Raw genomic sequence first — 21,385 nt, forward strand, 5'->3', positions numbered from 1 at the left:
TCTCGACGGGGTCAGCGGAACCGGTGCAGGTCCGCTGAGCCCGTTCGCGTATCACGTTCCGCCACGGACGGTTCCTGGATAGCCTGGACCGCATGGGAACCCTCCGCGAGATCGTCGTCTTCCTCCACATCATCGGCTTCGCCACTCTCTTCGGCGCCTGGGCCGCCCAGGCGTTCGGCGGCAAGAAGCAGTTCACGCAGCTCATGAACGTCGGTCTGGCGATCGCCGGCATCGCCGGTCTGCTGCTCGCCTGGCCGATGGGCCTGTTCGAACCGGGCGCGGGCTTCTACATCAAGATCACCGTCAAGCTCGTGGTGCTGGTCGTGATCGGAGCCCTCATCGGCATCGGCATGGCCCGCCAGAAGCGCGGCGAGGCCGTGCCCGCCGGAATGTTCTGGAGCGTCGGGGTGCTCGCCCTGCTCAACGCGGGTCTCGGGCTGTTCTGGCACTGAGCGGATCCGCGCACCGCGCGTAACGCTGCACGCTCGACCCGCTTCATCGGTCGTAGACTCCCAGCAGTTCCCTAGGGACTGCCACCGGAGGAGCATCACATGACCACGACCAGCGCGCCCGCCAATCCCCGATCCCGGGTGATCCTCGCGAGCCTCATCGGCACGACGATCGAGTTCTACGACTTCTACGCGTATGCCACCGCTGCCGTGCTGGTCTTCCCGATCCTGTTCTTCCCGACGGGCAACGACACCACGGCACTGCTGTCGTCGTTCGCCGTGTTCGGCGCCGCGATGGTCGCGCGCCCGATCGGTGCGATGGTCTACGGACACTTCGGCGACAAGTTCGGCCGCAAGGCGACCCTCGTGGCGTCGCTGCTGACGATGGGCATCGCCACGTTCCTGATCGGCCTGCTGCCCACGTTCCAGCAGATCGGATGGTGGGCCGCGCTCCTCCTGCTGGTGCTGCGCCTCGCCCAGGGCTTCGCGCTCGGCGGCGAGTGGTCGGGGGCGGCTCTGGTCGCCACCGAGAACGCGCCGTCCGGCAAGCGCGCCTGGTACGGCACCTTCCCCCAGCTGGGCGCGCCGCTCGGGTTCATCATCGCGAACGGCCTGTTCCTCATCATAAACTTCGCCCTGCCGCACCAGTCGGATCCGGCGCTGAAGTCCGAGGCCTTCCTGAGCTGGGGCTGGCGGGTGCCCTTCCTGTTCTCGGCAGTGATGGTAATCATCGGACTGTGGGTCCGGCTCAAGCTCGTCGAGTCCGACACCTTCAGGAAGGCGGCGGACAAGGGCGTCATCCGAAAGCTGCCCCTTGCGACGGTGTTCCGCCACCACTGGAAGCAGCTCATCCTCGGCACGTTCATCATGCTGGCGACGTATGTGCTGTTCTACCTGATGACGAACTTCACGCTCAGCTACGGCACCAAGGCTGCATCTCTCGAAGCGGCCTCCGCCGCGGCCAAGGCCGCTGCAGAGGCCAAGGGGGCGACGTTCGACGCCGCCGCCTTCGCCGCGCAGTTCTATCCGGGCCAGGGCTTCGGCTACACCAACTTCGTCCTGATGCAGATCGTCGGCGTGGTGTTCTTCGGCGTCTTCACCATGGTGTCCGGCCCCTGGGCGGACCGGATCGGCCGCCGCAAGCTGCTGATCGGCGTGACTGTCGCGATCATCCTGTTCGGCTTCACGTTCCCGCTCTTCCTCGGGCAGTCGGCGACGGAGCCGGGTGCGGTGCCGCTGACCCAGGCGTTCCTCATCCTCGGCTTCCTGCTGATGGGCCTGACCTTCGGACCGATGGGCGCGCTGCTGCCCGAGCTCTTCCCGACCAACGTGCGCTACAGCGGCTCGGCGATCGCCTACAACGTGTCCTCGATCCTCGGCGCTGCACTGGCTCCGCTTGTCGCGGTCTGGCTGTGGTCGGCGGCGGACGGCTCGTCGTGGATGGTGGGCATCTACCTGTCTGCCATGTCGGTGCTGACCCTCGTCGCGTTGATCCTCTCACCGGAGACGAAGGACCACGACTACGAGGACGACCTCGGCATCGCCGCGCAGCTCTGAGCGGGACGCTGGGCTGACTCAGCCCTCGGTCGGGATCGCTCCGCCCTGGATGCCGAACGCGTGTCCGCGTAGCCTGGCGGCATGGCGACGATCGAGGATGTGCGCCGGATCGCGATGGGGTTCCCCCGTGTGGTGGAGCGCAGCGGCGGGCACAACGGCGGGCTCGCATGGCGCACGAGTGCCGGGATGCTGGCCTGGGAGCGCCCGCCCCGCAGGCACGACCTGGAGCAGCTGGCGGACCTCGGGCGCGACTGGCCGGACGGCGTGATCCTGGGCATCCGCGTGGACGGCGAGCAGGCGAAGGCCGCGGCGATCGAGACCTATCCGGATGTGTTCTTCACCATCCCGCACTTCGACGGCTTCCCCGCCGTGCTCACCCGGCTGGACGCCATCGATGAGCAGCTGCTGCGCGAGATGCTCACGGATGCCTGGCTGCTGCGCGTCCCGAAGACGGTCGGCGCAGCCTGGCTCACCGAGAACGGCCTGGCCGAGTAGCGATCAAGGATTGTCAATCATAGTTGACAAGCGCGGACGGTCAACCTAGATTGACATCATGACCCCGCACACCGCCCTCGCCGTCGATCCCGAGGGTGAGCCGATCGCCGAACTGCACCGGCTCACCGGCATCCGCCGCGAACTGGCCCGAGCGGAGGAGGCGCAGGTGCGCCGCGCCCGCCTGGCCGGATACTCCTGGCAGGCGATCGCGAGCGCCCTCGGCGTCACCAAACAGGCGGCGCATAAGAAGTTCGGCAGACAATAGATCGGATGCCGCGGCCCGATACCGTCGCACCGCTCCCCAGAACGAGGTTCCCCATGTCTCGCACGGCGACAGCACGCCGACGCGGGCGTGGCGCGCAGCAGGACGGTCCGCGCGCCACGTTCCGCCAGCTCCTCCCCTTCCTCTTCGAGCACAAGAGGGTGCTGGTGGCGGTCGCGCTGCTCAGCATCGTCGGCGCCGCAGCGTCCCTCGCGCAGCCGCTGCTCGTCGGCCAGGTCATCGACCGCGTGCAGAAGGGCGAGATGCTGGGCGCACTCGTCTGGCTGCTCATCGGCCTGGTGATCGTGGCCTCGATCATCTCCGGATACCAGCACTACCTGCTGCAGCGCACCGGCACCGCCGTGGTCTACTCCAGCCGCCGCAAGCTGATCGCGCGCATCCTGCACCTGCCGATCAGCGAGTTCGACGCGCGCCGCACCGGCGACCTCGTCTCCCGCGTGGGCACCGACACGACGCTGCTGTATGCGGTCCTCACGCAGGGACTGGCGGACGCCGTCGGCGGCGCGATCCTCTTCGTCGGCGCCCTCATCGCCATGCTGCTGATCGACCCTCTGCTCCTGCTGCTGATCGTGCTCGTGATCGGCGCATCGGTCGTGGTCGTCGTGCTGCTCAGCGGCCGGATCCGCACGGCATCCGCCGCGCAGCAGCACAAGGTCGGCGAGCTCGCCTCCGGCATCGAGCGCGGCATCTCCAGCATCCGCACCGTGCGCGCCTCCGGCGCGACCGACCGGGAGACGGCCGCGGTCGACGGCATCGCCGGCGAGGCGTACGGCCTGGGCGTGCGCATCGCGAAGATCTCCTCGATGGTCGTGCCGGTCGCCGGCATCGCCCTGCAGCTCTCGCTGCTGGTGGTGCTCGGCGTGGGCGGCTTCCGCGTCGCCTCGGGCGCCCTCAGCATCGCCTCGCTGGTCACGTTCATCATGTTCCTGTTCATGCTCGTCATGCCCCTCGGTCAGGCGTTCGGCGCCATCACCTCGGTGAACCAGGCGCTGGGCGCGCTGGGTCGCATCCAGGAGATCCTCGATCTGCCCACTGAGACGCAGGACGACGAGTCGGATGCCGCCATCACCGCGGCCGCGGTCGCGGGCGCCCCCGCCATCGAGTTCCGCGACGTGCGCTTCCGGTACCCCGACGACGTCATCGCCGCACGGGAGGCAGCAGCGAAGGAGGCGCGGAGCCTGCTGGTCGACGCGCACCTGCGACGTGCGGGCGAAGCGGATGCCGAGATCAGCCGCGACGTGCTGAAGGGCGTCTCCTTCGCCGTGCCGCGCGGCGCGCGGGTGGCCCTGGTCGGCCCGTCCGGTGCGGGCAAGAGCACCACGCTCGCGCTCATCGAGCGCTTCTACGACCCGACCGGCGGATCGATCCGGCTCGCGGGCCACGACGTGCGCAGCTACCCGCGGCAGCAGCTGCGCGCCCACTTCGGGTACGTGGAGCAGGACGCCCCGACGCTCGCCGGCACGCTGGCCGAGAACCTGCGCCTGGCGGCGCCGGATGCCACGGATGCCGACTGCGAGCGCGTGCTGCGCTCGGTGAACCTCGGCGACGTGCTCGAGCGGAGCCCGCTGGGCCTGGACGCCCCCGTCGGCGAGGACGGCGTGATGCTCTCGGGCGGTGAGCGCCAGCGTCTGGCGATCGCCCGCGCGCTGCTGACAGAGGCTCCGATCCTGCTGCTGGACGAGTCGACGTCCTCACTGGACGGCGTGAACGAGCAGCGCATGCGCGAGGCCATCGACGCCGCCGCGGCCGACCGCACCCTCGTCGTGATCGCGCACCGCCTGTCGACCGTGGTGGACAGCGACCTGATCGTCGTGCTGCAGGACGGCCTGGTGGTCGGTCAGGGCACGCATGACGAGCTCATCGAGTCCACGCCGCTGTACCGCGACCTCGCCAGGCATCAGCTGCTGGTCTGAGCGCGACGAGGCAGCACTCAGGGTTGCAGTGCTCGCCGCAGCATCCCAATGAAGTCGTGCACGACGCGACGATCCGGATGCGCGACGTCGCGGCGGCTCAGATACCAGGCGTCCATCGCCTGCATCATCGCACCGGCGACCGCGGCGAGCAGCCCGATCGGCACGTCGGCGCGTACGGCGCCCCGCTGCTGTCCGTACCCGATGGCGCGCTCGATCCAGGACTGCGTCACCGCTTCGACCTCGCCTCCCCCGCGCCGCATCACGGCAGTCCCTGTGCCCGCGATCGCGTCCCGCAGAACGGCGGTGACATCGGGGAGCTCCGAGAGCCGCGTCAGCATCCGGATGCTGTCGGACTCCAGCATCGACCAGAAGTCGTCCGCGCTCCGCGCGCGCAGGAACTCGAGATCCGCAGGAGACCCCGCCAGGCGCGCCATCTGAGTGCTGACCACGTACAGGTACAGGTCGGCCTTGTCATCGAAGTAGTAGTACATCGCCCCCTTCGACAGGCCGGCCGCCGCGATGATGCGGTTCAGCGACGCCTCGGTGTAGCCGCGGGTGGAGAACTCGCGCAGGGCCGCTTCCAGGATGACGGCCTGCTGCACGGAGTCGAGGCGCTCGAAACGGACGCGTGGCACCTCATGCCCCCGGCCAGTCCGGAACCTCGATGGGATCGCGCAGGCTGCGCCCCATCACGAGATTCGCCACGAACCGGATGCCCATCATCCGGAACAGCGCATTCCGAAGCCGAAGCTTGCCGCGGGTGAGCGGCGCAAAGGCTGTCGCAAGCCCCCGGGCGCCGTTCTGCTTCGCCAGAACCATCGGCATCATCAGTCGCTCATACTCCCCGAACGCGATCCGATGATCTCCACCGCTGCGCACCAGCTCGACAGCGAGCACGTACGCCTCGGCGATTGCCAGCGCGGCTCCCTGCCCGGCGAGCAGCGAGGGACAGGCCGCCGCATCGCCGAGCAGAGCGATACGGCCGCGGCTCCAGTGCGGCATCCTGATCTGGCTGGCACGATCGAGGTACAGCGTTCGCGCCCGCGGCAGGTGCTCAAGGATCTTCGGCGTCTCGCCGCCGGCATCCGCCATCGCCGTTCGCACCAGCTTGCGTTGCGCCTCGGGATCGTCTGGCAGCGCGCCGTCGTGCCGGAACGTGAGCAGGAACAGGGTGACGTCATCGCGCAGCGCGACCCGCGCGCTCTGCGAGCCGACCGCCGCGTGCATGACGACGGTGTGCTCGTCCCGCGGGCGGTAGGCGTCGACGTCGAACGCGGCGACAGCGATGCCGAGCTCCTGCTCGAACCGTTCCTGCGGACCGAATGCGAGCTCGCGCACGCGCGAATGCAGGCCGTCCGCCCCGAACACGAGGTCGAACCTCCGCGGTTCGGAGCGTTCGAACTCCACGTCGACGTGGTCGCCGCGATCGGTGAGCGCCGCGACCGTGTCGCCCATGATCATCTCGACGCCCGCATCCAGGCAGTCGCAGAGTGCCCGGGCGAGATCCGAGCGCACGATGCTCACGTACCGGCCACCCACCGATTCCGCCAGGCGCGCCTGGTCCACGCGTGCGCGGACACGGCCGCGATCATCCACGTCGTGCGCACCGGAGAGCACGTACCCCTCCTCGAGCAGGCGCGGTGCGATGCCCATTCGGTCGGCCACTTCGAACCCGGCGCCCCAGAAGTCGATCAGGTAGCCGCCAGTGCGCAAGCGGGGCGCACGTTCGACAAGCGTGACCTCGTGACCGGCGCGACGCAGCCAGTAAGCCAGTGCCGGGCCGGCAACACCGGCGCCGACGATCAGTGTGCGCATGCTCAACCTTTCAGACCATTGGTTAGACCACTGGTCTGAAACTACCTCTTCCTGCAGCTCTCCGAAAGCCTCACTCTTCGAGCAGCGACGGCGGAGAAGCGCGACGGCGGGATGCCGGAGACCACTCAGCCATGGGTCGTCTCCAGCATCCCGCCGTCGCGGGTCGGGGTGGGCTCAGCGCGCGGTGCTGAGCCGGTAGCGCAGCGCCTCCAGCTCGCTGCGCAGGGCGGCGGGAAGCCGGTCGCCGAAGATGCCGAAGTACTCCTCGGTCGAGTCGGCCTCGGCCATCCAGGCGTCGACGTCGACATCGAACAGCTCGTCGAGATCGGCATCCGAGATCGTCAGCCCGTCGAGGTTGAGGTCCTCACGTCGCGGAAGACGGCCGATCGGGCTGTCGACGGCTCCCACCTCGCCCGAGATGCGACGGATGATCCAGTCGATCACGCGCGAGTTGTCGCCGAAGCCCGGCCACAGGAAGCGCCCGTCCTCGCCGCGGCGGAACCAGTTCACCTGGAAGATGCGCGGCGCGCGATCGAAGCGCAGCTGACGCCCGACCTTGAGCCAGTGGCCGAAGTAGTCGCCCATGTTGTAGCCGCAGAACGGGAGCATCGCGAACGGGTCGCGACGCAGCTCGCCGACCGTGCCCTCTGCGGCGGCGGTGCGCTCGGACGAGATCATCGATCCGAGGAAGACACCGTGCGTCCAGTCGGTGGCCTCGACGACGAGCGGCACGTTGGTCGCACGGCGACCGCCGAACAGGATCACGTCGAGGGCGACGCCCTCGGGGTCCTCCCAGTCCGCGGAGATCTGCGGGCACTGCGCGGCCGAGACCGTGAAGCGGGAGTTCGGGTGCGCCGCGGGGCGGCCGGACTCCGGCGTCCACGGGTTGCCCTGCCAGTCGGTCAGCTCGGACGGTGCCTCATCGGTCAGGCCCTCCCACCACACGTCGCCGTCCGGGCGCAGCGCCACGTTCGTGAAGATCGTGTTGCCCCACAGGGTCTCGACAGCGGTGACGTTGGTGGACTCGCCGGTGCCGGGAGCGACGCCGAAGAAGCCGGCCTCGGGGTTCATCGCGTACATGCGGCCGTCCTCACCGGGACGGATCCAGACGATGTCGTCGCCGAGGGTCTCGACCTTCCAGCCCGGGATCGTCGGGCGCAGCATGGCGAGGTTGGTCTTGCCGCAGGCCGAGGGGAACGCGGCGGCCACGTGGTACGCCTTGCCCTTCGGGTCGATCACGCGGATGAGCAGCATGTGCTCGGCGAGCCAGCCCTCGTCACGGGCGATCACCGAGGCGATGCGCAGGGCGAAGCACTTCTTGGCGAGGATGGCGTTCCCGCCGTAGCCGGAGCCGTACGAGTAGACCTCGAGCGTCTCGGGGAAGTGCACGATGTACTTCTCGTCGTTGCAGGGCCACTCGACGTCGGCCTCGCCGGGCTCGAGCGGCGCACCTACCGAGTGCACGGTCTTGACCCACGGAGCGCCCTCGGCGATCTGGCGGGTGACGGCATCGCCGACGCGGGTCATGATGTTGATGGATGCCACGGCGTAGGCGCTGTCGGTGACCTGGACGCCGATGTGCGAGAGCTTGCCGCCGACGGGACCCATCGAGAACGGGATGACGTACATCGTCCGGCCGCGCATGGAGCCGGCGAAGATGCGGTTCATCGTGTCGCGCATCTCGACCGGGTCCGCCCAGTTGTTGGTCGGACCGGCGTCGATCTCCTTCTCCGAAGAGATGAAGGTGCGTCCCTCGGTGCGCGCGACGTCGCTGGGGTGCGAGCGTGCCAGGTAGGAGCCGGGCCGCCACTCGGGGTTGAGCTTGATGATCTTGCCCTCGTCGACCAGCTCGCGCAGGATCGCGTCGTTCTCCGCACGGGAGCCGTCGATCCAGTGGACGCGAGCGGGCTGGGTGAGCGCGGCGATGCCGTCGACCCACTCGCGCAGCTCGGCCATGGCCGGGGTGTCATACGCCGGCACGGCCCCGAAGCTGCGCACGGGGGCGACCGGGGAAGTGCGAGGGGCGTATGTTTCAGCCATAGCCATGGGTGCTCCTTTGTGAAGAGGTGGGCGATACATCCATCTTCCGCGCACTTTCCGCCCGCTTTCGGCCGTTTCGGCTTGAAAGAAGCCAGTTTCTTTCGTGTATGCTCAAGGAATGGCGACAAGTGGACTCGAGCTCAGCACTCTCGGACATCGCATCCGGCATCACCGCACCAAGAAGGGCTTCACGCTCGACGAGCTCGGCTCCCTGGTGGGGATCGCCGGTTCGCAGCTGAGCCTGATCGAGAACGGCAAGCGCGAGCCCAAGCTCTCGCTGCTGCAGGCCATCGCCCTGGCGTGCAGCACCGACGTCGCCGACCTCATCTCGGGTGAGCCGCCGAACCATCGCGCTGCGCTGGAGATCGAGCTGGATCGCGCACAGACGAGTCCGGTGTTCCGTCAGCTGGGCATCGCGCCGATCCGCGTGTCGAAGAGCATGAGCGACGAGACCATCGAGGCCGTGCTGGGCCTGCACCGCGAGCTGCACCGCCGCGAGCGCGAGGCCATCGCCACGCCGGAGGAGGCGCGTCGAGCCAACACCGAGCTGCGGCTCACCATGCGCGAGAAGTCGAACTACCTGCCGGAGATCGAGGCGCTGGCCGAGAAGCAGCTCAAGGCCGCCGGCCACGTCTCCGGCGCGCTGACGCATCGCACGGTCAGCATCATGGCCGAGCGACTCGGCTTCGAGCTGATCTACGTCGACGACCTGCCGCACTCCACGCGCTCCATCACCGACCTGGACAACGGCCGCATCTACCTGCCGCCGGCCTCGATCCCCGGCGGTCACGGCCTGCGGTCCATGGCGCTGCAGGCCATGGCGCACCGGCTGCTCGGACACACCCGCCCGACCGACTACGCCGACTTCCTGCAGCAGCGACTGGAGATCAACTACTTCGCCGCGTGCTGCCTGATCCCGGAGAGCGCCGGAGTGGCGTTCCTGCAGCAGGCCAGGAAGGACCGCAACCTCGCGGTCGAGGACTTCCGCGACGCCTTCGGCGTCACGCACGAGGCCGCCGGCCTGCGCATGACCAACCTGATGACCCACCACCTCGACATGCGCCTGCACTTCCTGCGCGTGGACGAGAACGGCGCCATCACCCGTGTGTACGAGAACGACGATCTTCCCCTGCCGATGGACGTCACGGGGGCTGTCGAAGGACAGCCCGCCTGCCGCAAGTTCTCCGCACGGGCCGCGTTCGAGCAGCGAAACCGCACCACCGAGCACTACCAGTACACCGACACCCCGTCCGGCACGTTCTGGTGCGCGACCCAGACCGGGTCGACCAGCTCCGGCGGCTTCTCGATCACGGTCGGCGTGCCGTTCGACGACGCGCGCTGGTGGCGCGGGCGCGAGACCACCCATCGTGCGCAGTCGACCTGCCCCGACGAGGCGTGCTGCCGGCGTGCGCCCCTTGCGGTGTCGCAGCGGTGGGAGGGGCGTGCATGGCCGAGCGCCCGCGTGCACACGCACATGTTCTCACCGCTCCCCCGCGGCGCCTTCCCCGGCGTCGAGGAGAGCGAGGTCTACGCGTTCCTCGACCGCCACGTCGACGAGTAGCATCCGCTCCCGTCTCCGGCATCCCGCCGACGGCCGCTGAGAACAGGAGGACTGCCGGGAACATGCTGTTTCCCGAGCGGATCGTCCTGTTCTCAGCAAAGCTCCTGTTCTGGTGCGACCGAACCTGAGCAGTGAGAGCGGATTCCTCAGCGCGGGCGAACCGTCAGCGTCTGCGATGACGTGCCCACCGGGCCGTCGGCGTCGCTGAGCACCGACTCGGTGAGTCCGATGCCGTCGGGGCCGAACGACACCGAGGTGTCCAGGCCGAACCACTCGCCCGCGGGCTCGCGGAAGATGCTCGCGGTCAGGTCGATGTTCGGATAGAGCGCGCGCTCGGGCGCGACCCGCGTGGCGATGCCGTTGGCGAAGTCGGCCATGCCCAGCATCCGCGACCGGGCTGAGATCGCCTCCCCGTCCAGGAGCGGATGCTGCGGGCGGATCCACGCGCGCGACCGGCCCGGCCCGACCGCGTCCCGGCGGGCGTCGATCGATCGGATGGCGCCGCCGGGCCAGACATCGGCCGGAGACCACTCCGGCAGGGTCTCCCGGTCGGGCATCGTCGGCAGCGGGATGCCTGAGATCGCGTCGGTGTCGTTCGGCTGCAGCATCCATGCCCGCAGCGTCGCCGCCGCGCGACCCCCGTGGCTCAGCGTCACCTCGACGAGCTCGATCGTGCGGCCAGGACGGACCAGACGGGGCGGGGAGATCTCGAAGGCGTCCATCGGGATGACTCCGAGGATGTCGTAGCTCGCGCGGGCGAGCACCAGCGGAACATCGGGCCGGCGCACGGCGTGCTCCACCTCGACGACGTGCGCGAGCAGGCCGAGCACCGGGGCGATGTGCTGCTCGTCGGGATTCCACGCGCCGCCGACATGCTCGGTGGGCTCGAAGGCGGTCTCGGACAGACGATGGAAGTAGCTCGACACGCCATTCATTCTGTCAACTGCGGCGCATGCCGCGGTTCAGGCCGCCACGAAGGCGGCGAAGCGGGCGAGCGCGGTCGCGGCCGACTCCGCCTGCGTCGACCCGTCGAACAGCTCGGGAGGCAGATGCCGGGTGGCGTCGGCGTGCGACCAGGTGCCCACGACCCGGCCGTCCGCGACGAGCGTGGCGCGCACCATCCCGTTCTTGCCCGGCCCCACGGAATCGAGGTGCTCCGGGGCGCAGACCGCGGTGCGATCGGCGTAGGAGATGTAGTACTCGTCGAACGCGGGGAGCGCGAAGGCTCCTGCGGCCTTCGGCGAGCGCCGAGGCGTGGACGATGCCGCGAACAGTCCCTCGTCGACCTCCTCGACCCGGTCCGCGGCACGCTCGGCCGCCCCTCGGGCGGTTCCGAGCGTGAGACCGGACCACCACGCGAAGTCGGCGACGCCGGCGGGACCGTGTCCGTCGATGTAGCGGATGAACAGCTCGGCGAGCGGGTCGGCCGGGGCATCCGACTCCCGGATCGCGTCCTCCACCCGCACGAACCGCTGCTCGCGAGCGACTCCCCTGCCGTTCGGCGCCAGAGGGCCCTGGCAGATCTCCCCCGCGATGGTCAGGGCGAAGAGCAGGTGGATTCCGCGCTGGTTCCGCGGATCGATACCGACCCCTTCGAACCGCTCGAACGCCTCCGCGCGTGTGCATCCGCCGTCTCGGAGAGCGGGAGCGAGTGCGTGCGACGCGGCCGTCATCACGTCGTCGTCGATGCCCAGGTCCCGATGCCGGCCGGCGGCCTGGCGCCGCTGGCGCTCGGCCGTGACCGACAGCACCCAGGCGAGGTCCCGAGCCGGCACGATGTGCAGGGTGCCGCGCATGGTCCACGCCCGCACCAGCTCGCCGCACTCGAAAGCGGCATCCACGGCCGTCAGAGTCGGCGTCCCCCTGGTGCGCACGCCGAGCGCCCAGCGCCCGGCGAGCAGGTCCTGGCTCTGCACGGCGAGCATGTGCCGCGCAGCATCCACCGGAGTCGCGGCGGGGGCCGTCAGCCGATGCGAGCGGAGTCGGCGCTCCAGCAGTGCACGGGGTGTCATCCGTCCATCATGCCGGGAGCGTCCGACATCGGTGCGCCGCCCGGGGCGCTCTGATCCCAGGGCGGCGCACCGCGGTGTCACACGGTCAGACGAGCACGTCCTCGTGCAGCGTGACCTCACGGCGGGCCGGCAGGACGACCGGGTGCGAGCCGGCCATCACCTCGAGCACGCGCACCACCTGGCAGGAGTAGCCGTACTCGTTGTCGTACCAGACGTACAGCACGACGTCCTTGTCATTGGCGATCGTGGCCAGGCCGTCGACGATGCCCGCGCGATGCGAACCGACGAAGTCGCTGGAGACGACCTCCGGGCTCTCGACGTAGTCGATCTGCTGACGCAGCTTGGAATGCAGCGAGGCGCGGCGGAGGTAGTCGTTGAGCTCGTCCTTGGTGGCCGGATTCTCGAGCGTCAGGTGCAGCACGGCGAGCGACACGTCGGGCGTGGGGACGCGGATCGCGGAGCCGGTGAGCTTGCCTGCGAGCTCGGGCAGCGCACGGGCCACGGCCTTGGCGGCGCCGGTCTCGGTGATGACCATGTTGAGCACCGCCGAGCGGCCGCGGCGGTCGCCCTTGTGGAAGTTGTCGATCAGGTTCTGGTCGTTGGTGAACGAGTGCACGGTCTCGACGTGGCCGCGCACGATGCCGTAGGCCTCGTTCATCGCCGCCAGCACCGGGGTGATCGCGTTGGTGGTGCACGATGCTGCGGACAGGATGCGGTCGCCCGGCTCGATCGTGGAGTCGTTGATGCCGTGCACGATGTTCTTCAGCTCGCCCTTGCCGGGCGCCGTGAGCAGCACGCGCGCGACGCCGGTGGACTCCAGGTGGCGGCTCAGGCCCGCCTCGTCGCGCCAGCGGCCGGTGTTGTCGACGACGATCGCATCGCGGATGCCGTAGGCGGTGTAGTCGATCGTCCCGGGGTCGTCGGAGTAGATCACCTGGATGCGGGTGCCGTTGGCGATGATCTGGGAGTTGGCCTCGTCGACGTCGACGGTGCCCTCGAAGCGGCCGTGGACGGAGTCGCGCAGCAGCAGGGAGGCACGCTTGACCAGGTCGTTCTCGGCGCCCTTGCGCACCACGATCGCCCGCAGGCGCAGACCGCTGCCGCCGCCCTTGTGAGCGATGATGATACGGGCGAGCAGGCGGCCGATCCGGCCGAAGCCGTACAGCACCACGTCGACCGGCTCGGAGAGCTCGGCGTCCAGTGCGGGCGCGAGCTCGCCGCGCAGGTATGCGACGAGGTCCATGCCGCTCGCGGCGTGCCCTTCGACCAGTCGGGCGACGTCCAGCGAGGAGGCGCCGGGACCGATCTCACGCAGCGCCTCGAGCACGGCGAGCGTGTCGGTGAGGGCCAGGTGGCTGTGCCCCAGCTGCGCGACGCGCTCGTGCACCTCGAGGATGCCGGTAGTCGACAGGCCCAGCAGGCGGTGGCCGTGCAGCGAGGTCACGACGTCGTGCTTGCGGTTCAGGCCGCCGATCAGCGGGATCATCCGCTCGGCGAGCTCTTCATTGATGTGCCAGTCATCGTGGTGCGTCACGACGTTTTCCATGTGCGTCCTTGCGAGCGTAGTGCAGCATCGTCGATTCACGATGCGAAGGTGGGAGGCGGATCCGCCACATCAAGGCTAACGTCCGGCCGGGCATGAACCCGCGGTTTTCCGGGCGCAAGACCCGTCCGGAACCGGCGTTCTGAAAAGAATCGGCCTTCTTATGTCGTAGGTCGGACGCGACGCCGCAGAGCGGATCTCATCGGGCACGTTCATTTCGGAATACCCCCGGGGGGTATTGGTTTACTCCTTCTGACGGACGCCGAACCCCGGCATCCGCACCTACGAAGGGACTTCCCCCGTGTCCACCCAGACCTTGCCGACCGGAGAGACGGCGACCCGCAGGCGCACCGGGCTCGGCCTCGTGCTGATCGCGGCCGCGCAGTTCGTCGTCATCATGGATACCTCGATCATCGGCGTCGCGCTGCCCGACATCCAGCGCGACGTCGGCTTCAGCCCCGATGCCCTCACCTGGATCTTCAACGCCTACGTCATCGCGTTCGGCGGACTGCTGCTGGTCGGTGGCCGCCTGGCGGACCTGTTCGGCGCTCGGCGCATGTTCGCCCTCGGCTGGACGGTGCTTCTCGTCGGCTCCGTCGGCGCCGGACTGGCCACCGCACCCTGGGTGGAGATCACCGCCCGCGCCGTTCAGGGAGCCGGAGCCGCGCTCATCGCCCCGGCGGCCCTCAGCCTGCTCATGACTCTGTTCGGCGGCACGGCGCAGCTCCCCCGCGCCTTCGCGGTGTACGGCGCCGCCGCGCCGATCGGCGGCACGGCGGGTGTCTTCCTCGGCGGCGTGCTGACCGAGTACCTCGGATGGCCGTGGGTCTTCTACGTCACGGTCCCGATCGCGCTCGCGATCCTGCTGCTCGTCCCTGCGGCGTTCCCGGCAGGCACCCGCAGCGCCGGACGCGTCGACCTGCTCGGCGCGGTCACCGGAACCCTCGGGCTCGCGGCGGTCGTGTTCGGCGTCGTGCAGGCTCCGGAGATGGGATGGGCCAGCCCGTCCACCCTCATCGCGTTGGGCGCCGGTGTCCTGCTGCTGATCGGATTCGGTGCGCGTCAGGCACGCGCGGCGGAACCGCTCCTGCGACCTCGGATGCTGCGGATCCCGCAGCTCGGCGGAGCCAACATCGCTCAGCTGCTGCTCGGAGCGGCCTGGATCCCGATGTGGTTCTTCCTGAACCTCCACCTGCAGAACGTCCTCGGAGCCTCGGCGTTCGCGGCCGGCGCCGCGCTGATCCCGATGACCCTGCTGATCGTGCTGGGCATGACGCTCATCGCCCCGCGTCTGGCTGCCCGATTCGGAACCCAGGCCATGGTCGTCTCCGGCTTCGCGGCACTCGCGGGCGGCATCGCGTGGCTCGCGTTCGCGGACGGCGGCTACGCCTGGCACGTCCTCCCGGCCTCTCTGGTGGCCGCAGCAGGGATGGCGCTCGCCTTCGTCCCGTCGTTGAGCACGGCGATCTCAAGCGCCCCTCCCGCCGATGCCGGCGTGGCATCCGGCCTGGTCAACACGAGCTACCAGATCGGGTCCGCGCTGGGGCTGGCCGCTCTGTCGGCGGTCTCGGCGCCTGTGGCCGCGTCCGCCGGCCCGGACGCGGGCTACTCCGCGGCATTCGCCGGCGCGGCGATCATCGCCGTCATCGGCGTCCTCCTCGGCGCCGCGCTGCTTCGCGCGCCGCGATCAGGACGCTGATCCGGATCGCGCCCCGACCGCGGCATCCGGGATCTCCCCGCCGGATGCCGCGGTCGTCACGCTCGCGGTGCGCAGGAACACGATGATCCAGCTGAAGATCAGGACGGCCGCGATCAGCTCCACCGCGGTGAGGTTGTAGTAGCCCGTCGCGAAGAAGATCGCCAGCAGGGCGATCACGGCGACGTAGGTGTATCCGAAGCCGAAGAACACCTTCGGCAGGCTCGGAAGCAGCCACGGCAGCGCGCAGATCAGCATCGCGTAGACGACGGCCATGCCGGTGGCGACGGTGTTGTGCACGAGGAAGAAGCGGTCGACGGGGAACACCCCGACGCAGGCCAGGAAGATCCCGACCAGCACGAGCCCCGTGCGCATCAGCGTCCGCCCGCGGCGCTGAGCGCGGGTGTCGACCGGGAGCCCCGCTGTGGCGTACCGGGCGATGGTGGTCACGATGACGCCCGAGATGATCAGGGTGACGTTGAAGGCGGGGGCCGCACTGTTGGTCGTCTGCCCGAGCGAGGACAGATTGTCCTGCCACCATTTCGGATCGCTCGAGGTGAGCATGGCGGCGAAGGCTCCGACCACCAGGAAGACGGCGAGATCGAGGGAGAGCGTCATGGGCGTGAGTCGCGCGGCGCCGAGGAAGGACACGTAGGCGGTCAGCGCGAACGCCACGGCGACGAGGATCGCTCCGGGGAAGGCGAACACCGGAGCGCCGATGAAGCTCAGCTCCAGCAGCTGAGCGATGCCCAACCACCCCAGGAAGGCGATCGACGCGTAGGCCCCGCCGATCGCGATCAGGTCGAACCAGCGCAACCGGTCGGCGGGGCCGACGAAGCCGTCACGAGGCTGATCGGCCGGCGCGTCGGAGGGTCGCACGGCCAGCCGCCCGGCGGTGAAGGCGAGCACCGCGACGATCGCACCGCCGACCGCCGCGTACCATCCGATCGATCCCGGGCCGGTGATGGCCAGATGCGCACCGCCGAAGATCAGCCAGGAGACCGGGAACCCGATCACGAACGCGGCTGCGCCTGCCAGGAGGGCGACGGTCTCGCGCGCCTCCGCCGTTCCCAGCGGACGTCGGAGCACGTCCTGCACCTCTGCGGCGATCTGCTTCAGCTGCGGCATCCGATTCCGGCCGGCTCCCGGCCGCCTCCCGCGCTCACTCTATGGCACCCGCCGTGCCGTCCTTCACGGGCACGGCGGATAGCCTGGGCGCATGACTCACAGCATCCGCGCCCGGGCGATCCTCCTCGACATGGACGGCACGCTCGTCGACTCCACGGCCGTCGTGGAGAGGCTGTGGCTGCGGTGGTCCGAGGCGCACGGACTGGACCCGCGACGCGTGCTCGAGGTGATCCACGGGCGCCAGGGGCACCAGAGCATGGCGATCCTGCTCCCCGACCGCGACCACGCGATCAACCTCGCCGAGAACGCCGAGATGCTCGCTACGGAGACGGCCGATGTCGAGGGCGTCGTCGAGATCCCCGGCGCGGCCGCGCTGCTGGTCGCCCTGCAGGACGCACCGCACGCGATCGTGACCTCGGCTGACGTGGCGCTGATGACCGCGCGGATGCAGGCGGCCGGGCTGACCGCACCGGCGATGACCGTGACCGCCGAGAGCGTCTCGGCATCCAAGCCCGACCCGGAGGGCTTCCTGCTGGGCGCGCGGATGCTGGGCATCGAGCCGGCCGACTGCGTGGTGTTCGAGGACTCCGAAGCAGGCGTGCAGGCGGGGCTCGCGGCCGGTATGCGCGTCATCGGCGTCGGCGCGCACGCGCACGCGCACGGTGCGACCTTCGTGGTCGACGACCTGACGCACGTGCAGGTGCGCGTGGACCAGGACGGGATCGAGCTCACGCTCAGCTGAGCCGGTCGGCGTCTCGCCGCGCTGGGCTTCAGTCGCGGCCGAAGTCCTCGAAGATCAGCGTGGTGCGGGTCGAGCGGATGAACGGGATGGCCTGGATGTCCTCCAGGACGATGCGCCGCAGGTCGCGTGCGTCGCTGGCCCGCACGAGCAGGATCACGTCGAAGTCGCCTCCGACCAGTGCCATGTGCTCGATCTCCCGGATCGCCCGCAGCCGCGCCTGCACGTCCTGCCAGCTGGACTGCTCGATGGCGAGCATGACGTAGGCCGATGCGTGATGGCCGAGCTGCACCGGGTCCGTGCGCACCGTGTAGCCGGTGATGACCCCGGCATCCGTCAGCCGCTTGATGCGGGCGTGCGCACCGGCGCGCGAGATGTGCACGGCGTCGGCGATGGCCGTCATGGAGGTGCGCGCATCCCGGCGAAGCTCATCCAGGATTGCCCGGTCCACCGCATCCAGATCCGACATCGGCACCCCTTTCGTTCCGTCAGCAGATCCTGACACTTCGTACGTATTCAGCCGATCGTACTGTCGAACGTCCACTCTTGGGCCTCCCATGTCGAACGATTGATGATTCCGCGGCACACTGTGCGAAGAGGTTCCGCAAGGAGGCGAACACGATGCAGCACGAAGACCTGCTCCCCCGCGACACTCCCGTCGCGCTCATCGACAAGGACGGCGCGACCGTCGCCGACGAGCAGTACGCGCTGCCGGATGCCGAGACGCTGCAGCGCGCGTACCGCGGCCTCGTCGAGGGACGCCGCATCAACGACCAGGCCTATGCGCTCGTGCGGCAGGGACGTCTCGCCGTGTACCCCTCCTCGCACGGTCAGGAGGCGTGCCAGGTCGCCGCATCGATGGTGCTCGGCGACCACGACTGGCTGTTCCCCACGTACCGCGACTCCGTGGCCGTGATCTCCCGCGGCGTGCGCCCGGCAGACGCCATGGTGCTGCTGAAGGGCGACTGGCACTCCGGCTACGACCCGGCCGAGCATCGTGTCGCCCCGCAGTCCACGCCGCTAGCCACCCAGCTTCTGCACGCCGTCGGCTTCGCGCAGGCGGCCAAGCATCGCGGCGAGGACACCGTGGTGCTCGCCCTGTGCGGCGACGGCTCCACCAGCGAGGGCGACTTCCACGAGGCGCTCAACTTCGCAGCCGTGTTCCACGTGCCTGTGGTGTTCTTCGTGCAGAACAACGAGTTCGCCATCTCGGTCCCCCTCTCCCGCCAGACCGCCGCGCCCTCGCTCGCGCACAAGGCGATCGGCTACGGGATGCCGGGGCAGCGCGTGGACGGCAACGACGTCGCAGCCCTTCTCGCCGTGCTCGGCGAGGCCGTGGACCGCGCGCGCAGCGGCGGCGGCCCCTCGCTGGTCGAGGCGCACACCTATCGCATGCAGGCCCACACCAACGCCGACGACGACACCCGCTACCGCGACCGCGACGAGGTGAAGGCGTGGGCGGACCGCGACCCGCTCAGCCGGATGCAGGTCTTCCTGCGGGCGCAAGGCCTGCTCGACGACGCCGCGCAGCAGACCATCGCCGACGGCGCCGAGGTGATCGCGGCAGCGCTGCGCGATGCGCTGAACGCCGATTCCGACCTCGACCCCGAGGACCTGTTCCGCTTCGTCACCGCCGAGCGCTCCCCTCAGCTCGAGGAGCAGTGGCAGCTGCTGCGCGGCGAGATCGAACGCGCATCCCTCACCGACGCAGGAGGTCACCGATGACCATGGCGAACGACATCGAGATCGAGACCCCGCACGTGGTCGGCACCATGACCATGGCCGCGGCGATCAACCGCGCGCTGGCCGACGCCATCGCCGAGGACCCCGACGTGGTCGTCTTCGGCGAGGACGTGGGCGCGCTCGGTGGCGTGTTCCGCATCACCGACGGGCTGGCCGAGCGCTTCGGCGAGGACCGCTGCTTCGACACCCCGCTCGCCGAGTCGGGCATCATGGGCACCGCGGTCGGCATGGCCATGAACGGCATGCGCCCCGTCGTCGAGATGCAGTTCGACGCGTTCGCCCTGCCCGCCTTCGAACAGGTGGTCAGTCACGTCGCGAAGATGGGCAACCGCACGCGAGGCGCCCTGCGGATGCCGATCGTCATCCGCATCCCGTTCGGCGGCGGCATCGGCGGCGTGGAGCACCACTGCGACTCCTCCGAGGCGTACTACGCGCACACCCCCGGTCTCACCGTCGTCTCGCCCTCCACACCGCAGGACGCGTACTCGCTGCTGCGTGCGGCGATCGCCTCCCCCGACCCCGTCGTGTTCCTGGAGCCGAAGAAGCTGTACTGGTCGAAGGGCGAGGTCGACACCTCCGTCACGGCCGACCTCGGCACCGCGCGCGTCGCCCGCGAGGGCACCGATGTCACGGTCCTGGCGTACTCGGCCATGGTGCCGGTGGCGCTCGAGGCCGCCGAGATCGCGGCATCCGAAGGGCGCAGCGTGCAGGTCATCGACGTGCGCAGCCTCTCCCCGTTCGACGACGCGACGGTGACCGCCGCCGTGCGCTCGACCGGTCGCGCCGTCGTCGTCGCCGAGGCGCCCGGCTACGTCAGCGTCGCGAGCGAGATCCAGGCCCGCGTGTTCGAGCGCTGCTTCGAGTACCTCGAGGCGCCGGTGCGTCGCGTCACCGGATTCGACACCCCCTTCGCGCCGCCGAAGCTCGAGCACTGGTACCTGCCGGATGCCGATCGCGTCCTGGACGCCATCGACTCGCTGCACTGGGATGACGAGGTCACCGAATGAGCACCACGACCGCGCGGGTGTTCCGCCTGCCGGATCTCGGCGAGGGCCTCACCGAGGCCGGACTCGTCCAGTGGCTCGTGAAGGTGGGCGACACGATCACCACCGACCAGGCCATCGCCGAGGTCGAGACCGCCAAGAGCATCGTCGAACTGCCCTCCCCGTTCGCGGGCGTGATCACGGCGCTGCACGGCGAACCCGGCGATGTCATCGACGTCGGCGCCCCGGTGCTCGAGGTCGCCTCGGATGCCCCTGAGGCCCCGACGCCCGCCGCATCCGACACCACCGAGAAGGACGCCTATCGCGCCGAGGAGCGCGCAGGCTCCGGTTCCGGGAACGTGCTGATCGGCTACGGCACCACCGAGCGCACCGGCTCCGGCCGTCGACGTCCTCGCGCAGCATCCGCCGCCTCCGCCCAGCCCGCAGTGCCCGCCGCCGCAGTGCCCGCCGCTCCGGCGCCGACCGCACCGAAGCGCACCGTCGCCGTGCGATCGCCGCTGGTGCGGCGGCTCGCCCGCGACCTGGGCGTGGACGTGCACACCCTCGTCGGCACCGGCTCCGACGGCGCGATCACCCGAGCGGACGTGTTGCGCGCAGCCGTCGACACGGCGGTGGACGGGGTCACCATCTCCGCCCCCGCCGCAGCATCCGCATCGCACACAGCATCCTCCGCAACGGCCGGCGCGGAACTGGACGGTCTCGCGGTGCTCTCCCGCGAGCGGATGAGCCCGCTGCGCAAGGCCGTCAGCGCCAAGCTGTCGCGCAGCCGCGCCGAGATCCCCGAGGCGACCGTGTGGGTCGACGTCGACGCGACCGAGCTGTGGAACCTGCGCGCGCAGATGGCGCCCGAGGGCGGCAAGGCGCCGTCGCTCACCGCGCTGATCGCCCGCTACACGCTGATCGCCCTGGCAGAGTTTCCCCTGCTGGCGTCGCGTCTCAGCGAGGACGCCACCGAGATCATCTCGTTCGAGGGCGTGAACCTCGGCATCGCGGCCGACACCGACCGCGGACTGATGGTGCCGGTCATCCCGAAGGCCCACGGTCTGAGCGTCGAGGAGCTGGATGCAGCGCTGCGCGAACTGGCCGCCACGGCTCGCGCCGGCGGGATGCCGCCCGAGCGGCTGCGCGGCTCGACGTTCACGCTCAACAACTACGGCGGCTTCGGCGTGGACGGCTCCACCCCGATCATCAACCACCCCGACGTGGCGATGCTCGGCATCGGCCGCATGATCGAACGCCCCTGGGTGGTCGACGGGGCGATCGTCGCCCGCCGCATCGCGCAGATCTCGCTCGTGTTCGACCACCGTGTGTGCGACGGCGGCTACGCCGCCGGGTTCCTGCGCCGCGTCGTGGAGCTCATCGAGCACCCGCTGCGCGCCTACGGCCGGGTCTGAACCGCGCTTCCGG

General features: G+C 69.8%; 19 protein-coding genes. 11 read left to right on the forward strand and 8 right to left on the reverse strand.

Annotated elements, in window-relative coordinates:
- The first annotated feature begins 92 nt into the window (after positions 1-92).
- The 5 genes from ACTJJ4_RS06105 to ACTJJ4_RS06125 all read left to right on the forward strand — a co-directional run bounded on the left by ACTJJ4_RS06105 (position 93) and on the right by ACTJJ4_RS06125 (position 4,697).
- Complete coding sequence (locus ACTJJ4_RS06105) at positions 93-452, forward strand: Fe-S protein (protein ID WP_292701243.1); 360 nt, start codon at positions 93-95, stop codon at positions 450-452.
- Positions 453-551: 99 nt separating this feature from the next.
- On the forward strand, positions 552-2,006 hold the full coding sequence (locus ACTJJ4_RS06110) for an MFS transporter (protein WP_440942454.1): 1,455 nt from the start codon (positions 552-554) through the stop codon (positions 2,004-2,006).
- An 81-nt stretch (positions 2,007-2,087) separates the two neighbouring features.
- Complete coding sequence (locus tag ACTJJ4_RS06115; RefSeq protein ID WP_440942455.1) at positions 2,088-2,501, forward strand: MmcQ/YjbR family DNA-binding protein; 414 nt, start codon at positions 2,088-2,090, stop codon at positions 2,499-2,501.
- 58 nt (positions 2,502-2,559) lie between these two features.
- Positions 2,560-2,766, forward strand: a complete 207-nt coding sequence (locus tag ACTJJ4_RS06120) for an AsnC family protein (RefSeq protein WP_285634264.1) — start codon at positions 2,560-2,562, stop codon at positions 2,764-2,766.
- A gap of 53 nt (positions 2,767-2,819) precedes the next feature.
- Positions 2,820-4,697, forward strand: a complete 1,878-nt coding sequence (locus ACTJJ4_RS06125) for an ABC transporter ATP-binding protein (RefSeq protein ID WP_440942456.1) — start codon at positions 2,820-2,822, stop codon at positions 4,695-4,697.
- A 17-nt stretch (positions 4,698-4,714) separates the two neighbouring features.
- Here the strand turns inward: ACTJJ4_RS06125 and ACTJJ4_RS06130 are convergent, their stop codons facing one another.
- The 3 genes from ACTJJ4_RS06130 to ACTJJ4_RS06140 all read right to left on the reverse strand — a co-directional run bounded on the left by ACTJJ4_RS06130 (position 4,715) and on the right by ACTJJ4_RS06140 (position 8,558).
- Positions 4,715-5,332, reverse strand: a complete 618-nt coding sequence (locus tag ACTJJ4_RS06130) for a helix-turn-helix domain-containing protein (protein WP_440942457.1) — start codon at positions 5,330-5,332, stop codon at positions 4,715-4,717.
- Between the two features lies 1 nt (position 5,333).
- The gene (locus tag ACTJJ4_RS06135; protein ID WP_440942458.1) at positions 5,334-6,512 is read right to left on the reverse strand and encodes an FAD-binding domain; all 1,179 of its coding nucleotides are present in this window, start codon (positions 6,510-6,512) and stop codon (positions 5,334-5,336) included.
- A 174-nt stretch (positions 6,513-6,686) separates the two neighbouring features.
- Positions 6,687-8,558 carry a phosphoenolpyruvate carboxykinase (GTP) gene (locus tag ACTJJ4_RS06140; protein ID WP_440942459.1) on the reverse strand — a complete coding sequence of 624 codons (1,872 nt, stop codon included), beginning with the start codon at positions 8,556-8,558 and terminating at the stop codon, positions 6,687-6,689.
- Between the two features lie 112 nt (positions 8,559-8,670).
- Here ACTJJ4_RS06140 and ACTJJ4_RS06145 point away from each other — a divergent pair, with 112 nt between their 5' ends.
- Positions 8,671-10,113, forward strand: a complete 1,443-nt coding sequence (locus tag ACTJJ4_RS06145; protein WP_292700831.1) for an XRE family transcriptional regulator — start codon at positions 8,671-8,673, stop codon at positions 10,111-10,113.
- 146 nt (positions 10,114-10,259) lie between these two features.
- On the opposite strand, the gene ACTJJ4_RS06150 is transcribed toward ACTJJ4_RS06145, so the two are convergent.
- The 3 genes from ACTJJ4_RS06150 to ACTJJ4_RS06160 form a co-directional block, all read right to left on the reverse strand.
- Entirely contained in the window at positions 10,260-11,048 is a 789-nt protein-coding gene (locus tag ACTJJ4_RS06150; protein ID WP_440942460.1) for a thioesterase family protein, read from the reverse strand.
- 27 nt (positions 11,049-11,075) lie between these two features.
- Entirely contained in the window at positions 11,076-12,125 is a 1,050-nt protein-coding gene (locus ACTJJ4_RS06155; RefSeq protein WP_440942461.1) for a winged helix DNA-binding domain-containing protein, read from the reverse strand.
- An 85-nt stretch (positions 12,126-12,210) separates the two neighbouring features.
- Positions 12,211-13,671, reverse strand: a complete 1,461-nt coding sequence (locus ACTJJ4_RS06160; RefSeq protein ID WP_285634277.1) for a glyceraldehyde-3-phosphate dehydrogenase — start codon at positions 13,669-13,671, stop codon at positions 12,211-12,213.
- A gap of 298 nt (positions 13,672-13,969) precedes the next feature.
- Between ACTJJ4_RS06160 and ACTJJ4_RS06165 the strand changes: the two genes are divergently transcribed.
- Positions 13,970-15,367, forward strand: a complete 1,398-nt coding sequence (locus tag ACTJJ4_RS06165; protein WP_440942462.1) for an MFS transporter — start codon at positions 13,970-13,972, stop codon at positions 15,365-15,367.
- Here the strand turns inward: ACTJJ4_RS06165 and ACTJJ4_RS06170 are convergent.
- The gene (locus ACTJJ4_RS06170) at positions 15,356-16,492 is read right to left on the reverse strand and encodes a DUF998 domain-containing protein (protein ID WP_440942463.1); all 1,137 of its coding nucleotides are present in this window, start codon (positions 16,490-16,492) and stop codon (positions 15,356-15,358) included. The two genes, ACTJJ4_RS06165 and ACTJJ4_RS06170, sit on opposite strands and share 12 nt — an antisense overlap.
- Positions 16,493-16,583: 91 nt before the next feature.
- On the opposite strand from ACTJJ4_RS06170, the gene ACTJJ4_RS06175 reads away from it, so the two are divergent.
- Positions 16,584-17,234 carry an HAD-IA family hydrolase gene (locus ACTJJ4_RS06175; protein ID WP_440942464.1) on the forward strand — a complete coding sequence of 217 codons (651 nt, stop codon included), beginning with the start codon at positions 16,584-16,586 and terminating at the stop codon, positions 17,232-17,234.
- 28 nt (positions 17,235-17,262) lie between these two features.
- Here the strand turns inward: ACTJJ4_RS06175 and ACTJJ4_RS06180 are convergent, their stop codons facing one another.
- Positions 17,263-17,700 carry an Lrp/AsnC family transcriptional regulator gene (locus ACTJJ4_RS06180; RefSeq protein WP_285634326.1) on the reverse strand — a complete coding sequence of 146 codons (438 nt, stop codon included), beginning with the start codon at positions 17,698-17,700 and terminating at the stop codon, positions 17,263-17,265.
- 152 nt (positions 17,701-17,852) lie between these two features.
- Here ACTJJ4_RS06180 and ACTJJ4_RS06185 point away from each other — a divergent pair, with 152 nt between their 5' ends.
- Genes ACTJJ4_RS06185 through ACTJJ4_RS06195 form a run of 3 tightly spaced genes read left to right on the forward strand, consistent with a single transcriptional unit; the run spans position 17,853 to position 21,372 of the window.
- Complete coding sequence (locus ACTJJ4_RS06185; RefSeq protein WP_292700810.1) at positions 17,853-18,956, forward strand: thiamine pyrophosphate-dependent enzyme; 1,104 nt, start codon at positions 17,853-17,855, stop codon at positions 18,954-18,956.
- Complete coding sequence (locus tag ACTJJ4_RS06190; protein WP_440942465.1) at positions 18,953-19,981, forward strand: alpha-ketoacid dehydrogenase subunit beta; 1,029 nt, start codon at positions 18,953-18,955, stop codon at positions 19,979-19,981. The genes ACTJJ4_RS06185 and ACTJJ4_RS06190 overlap by 4 nt, the downstream gene beginning before the upstream one ends.
- Entirely contained in the window at positions 19,978-21,372 is a 1,395-nt protein-coding gene (locus ACTJJ4_RS06195; RefSeq protein ID WP_440942466.1) for a dihydrolipoamide acetyltransferase family protein, read from the forward strand. Before ACTJJ4_RS06190 ends, ACTJJ4_RS06195 begins: the two co-directional genes overlap by 4 nt.
- Positions 21,373-21,385 lie beyond the last annotated feature (13 nt).

The organism is Microbacterium sp. 22195 (assembly GCF_052056515.1).
Lineage (GTDB): Bacteria > Actinomycetota > Actinomycetes > Actinomycetales > Microbacteriaceae > Microbacterium.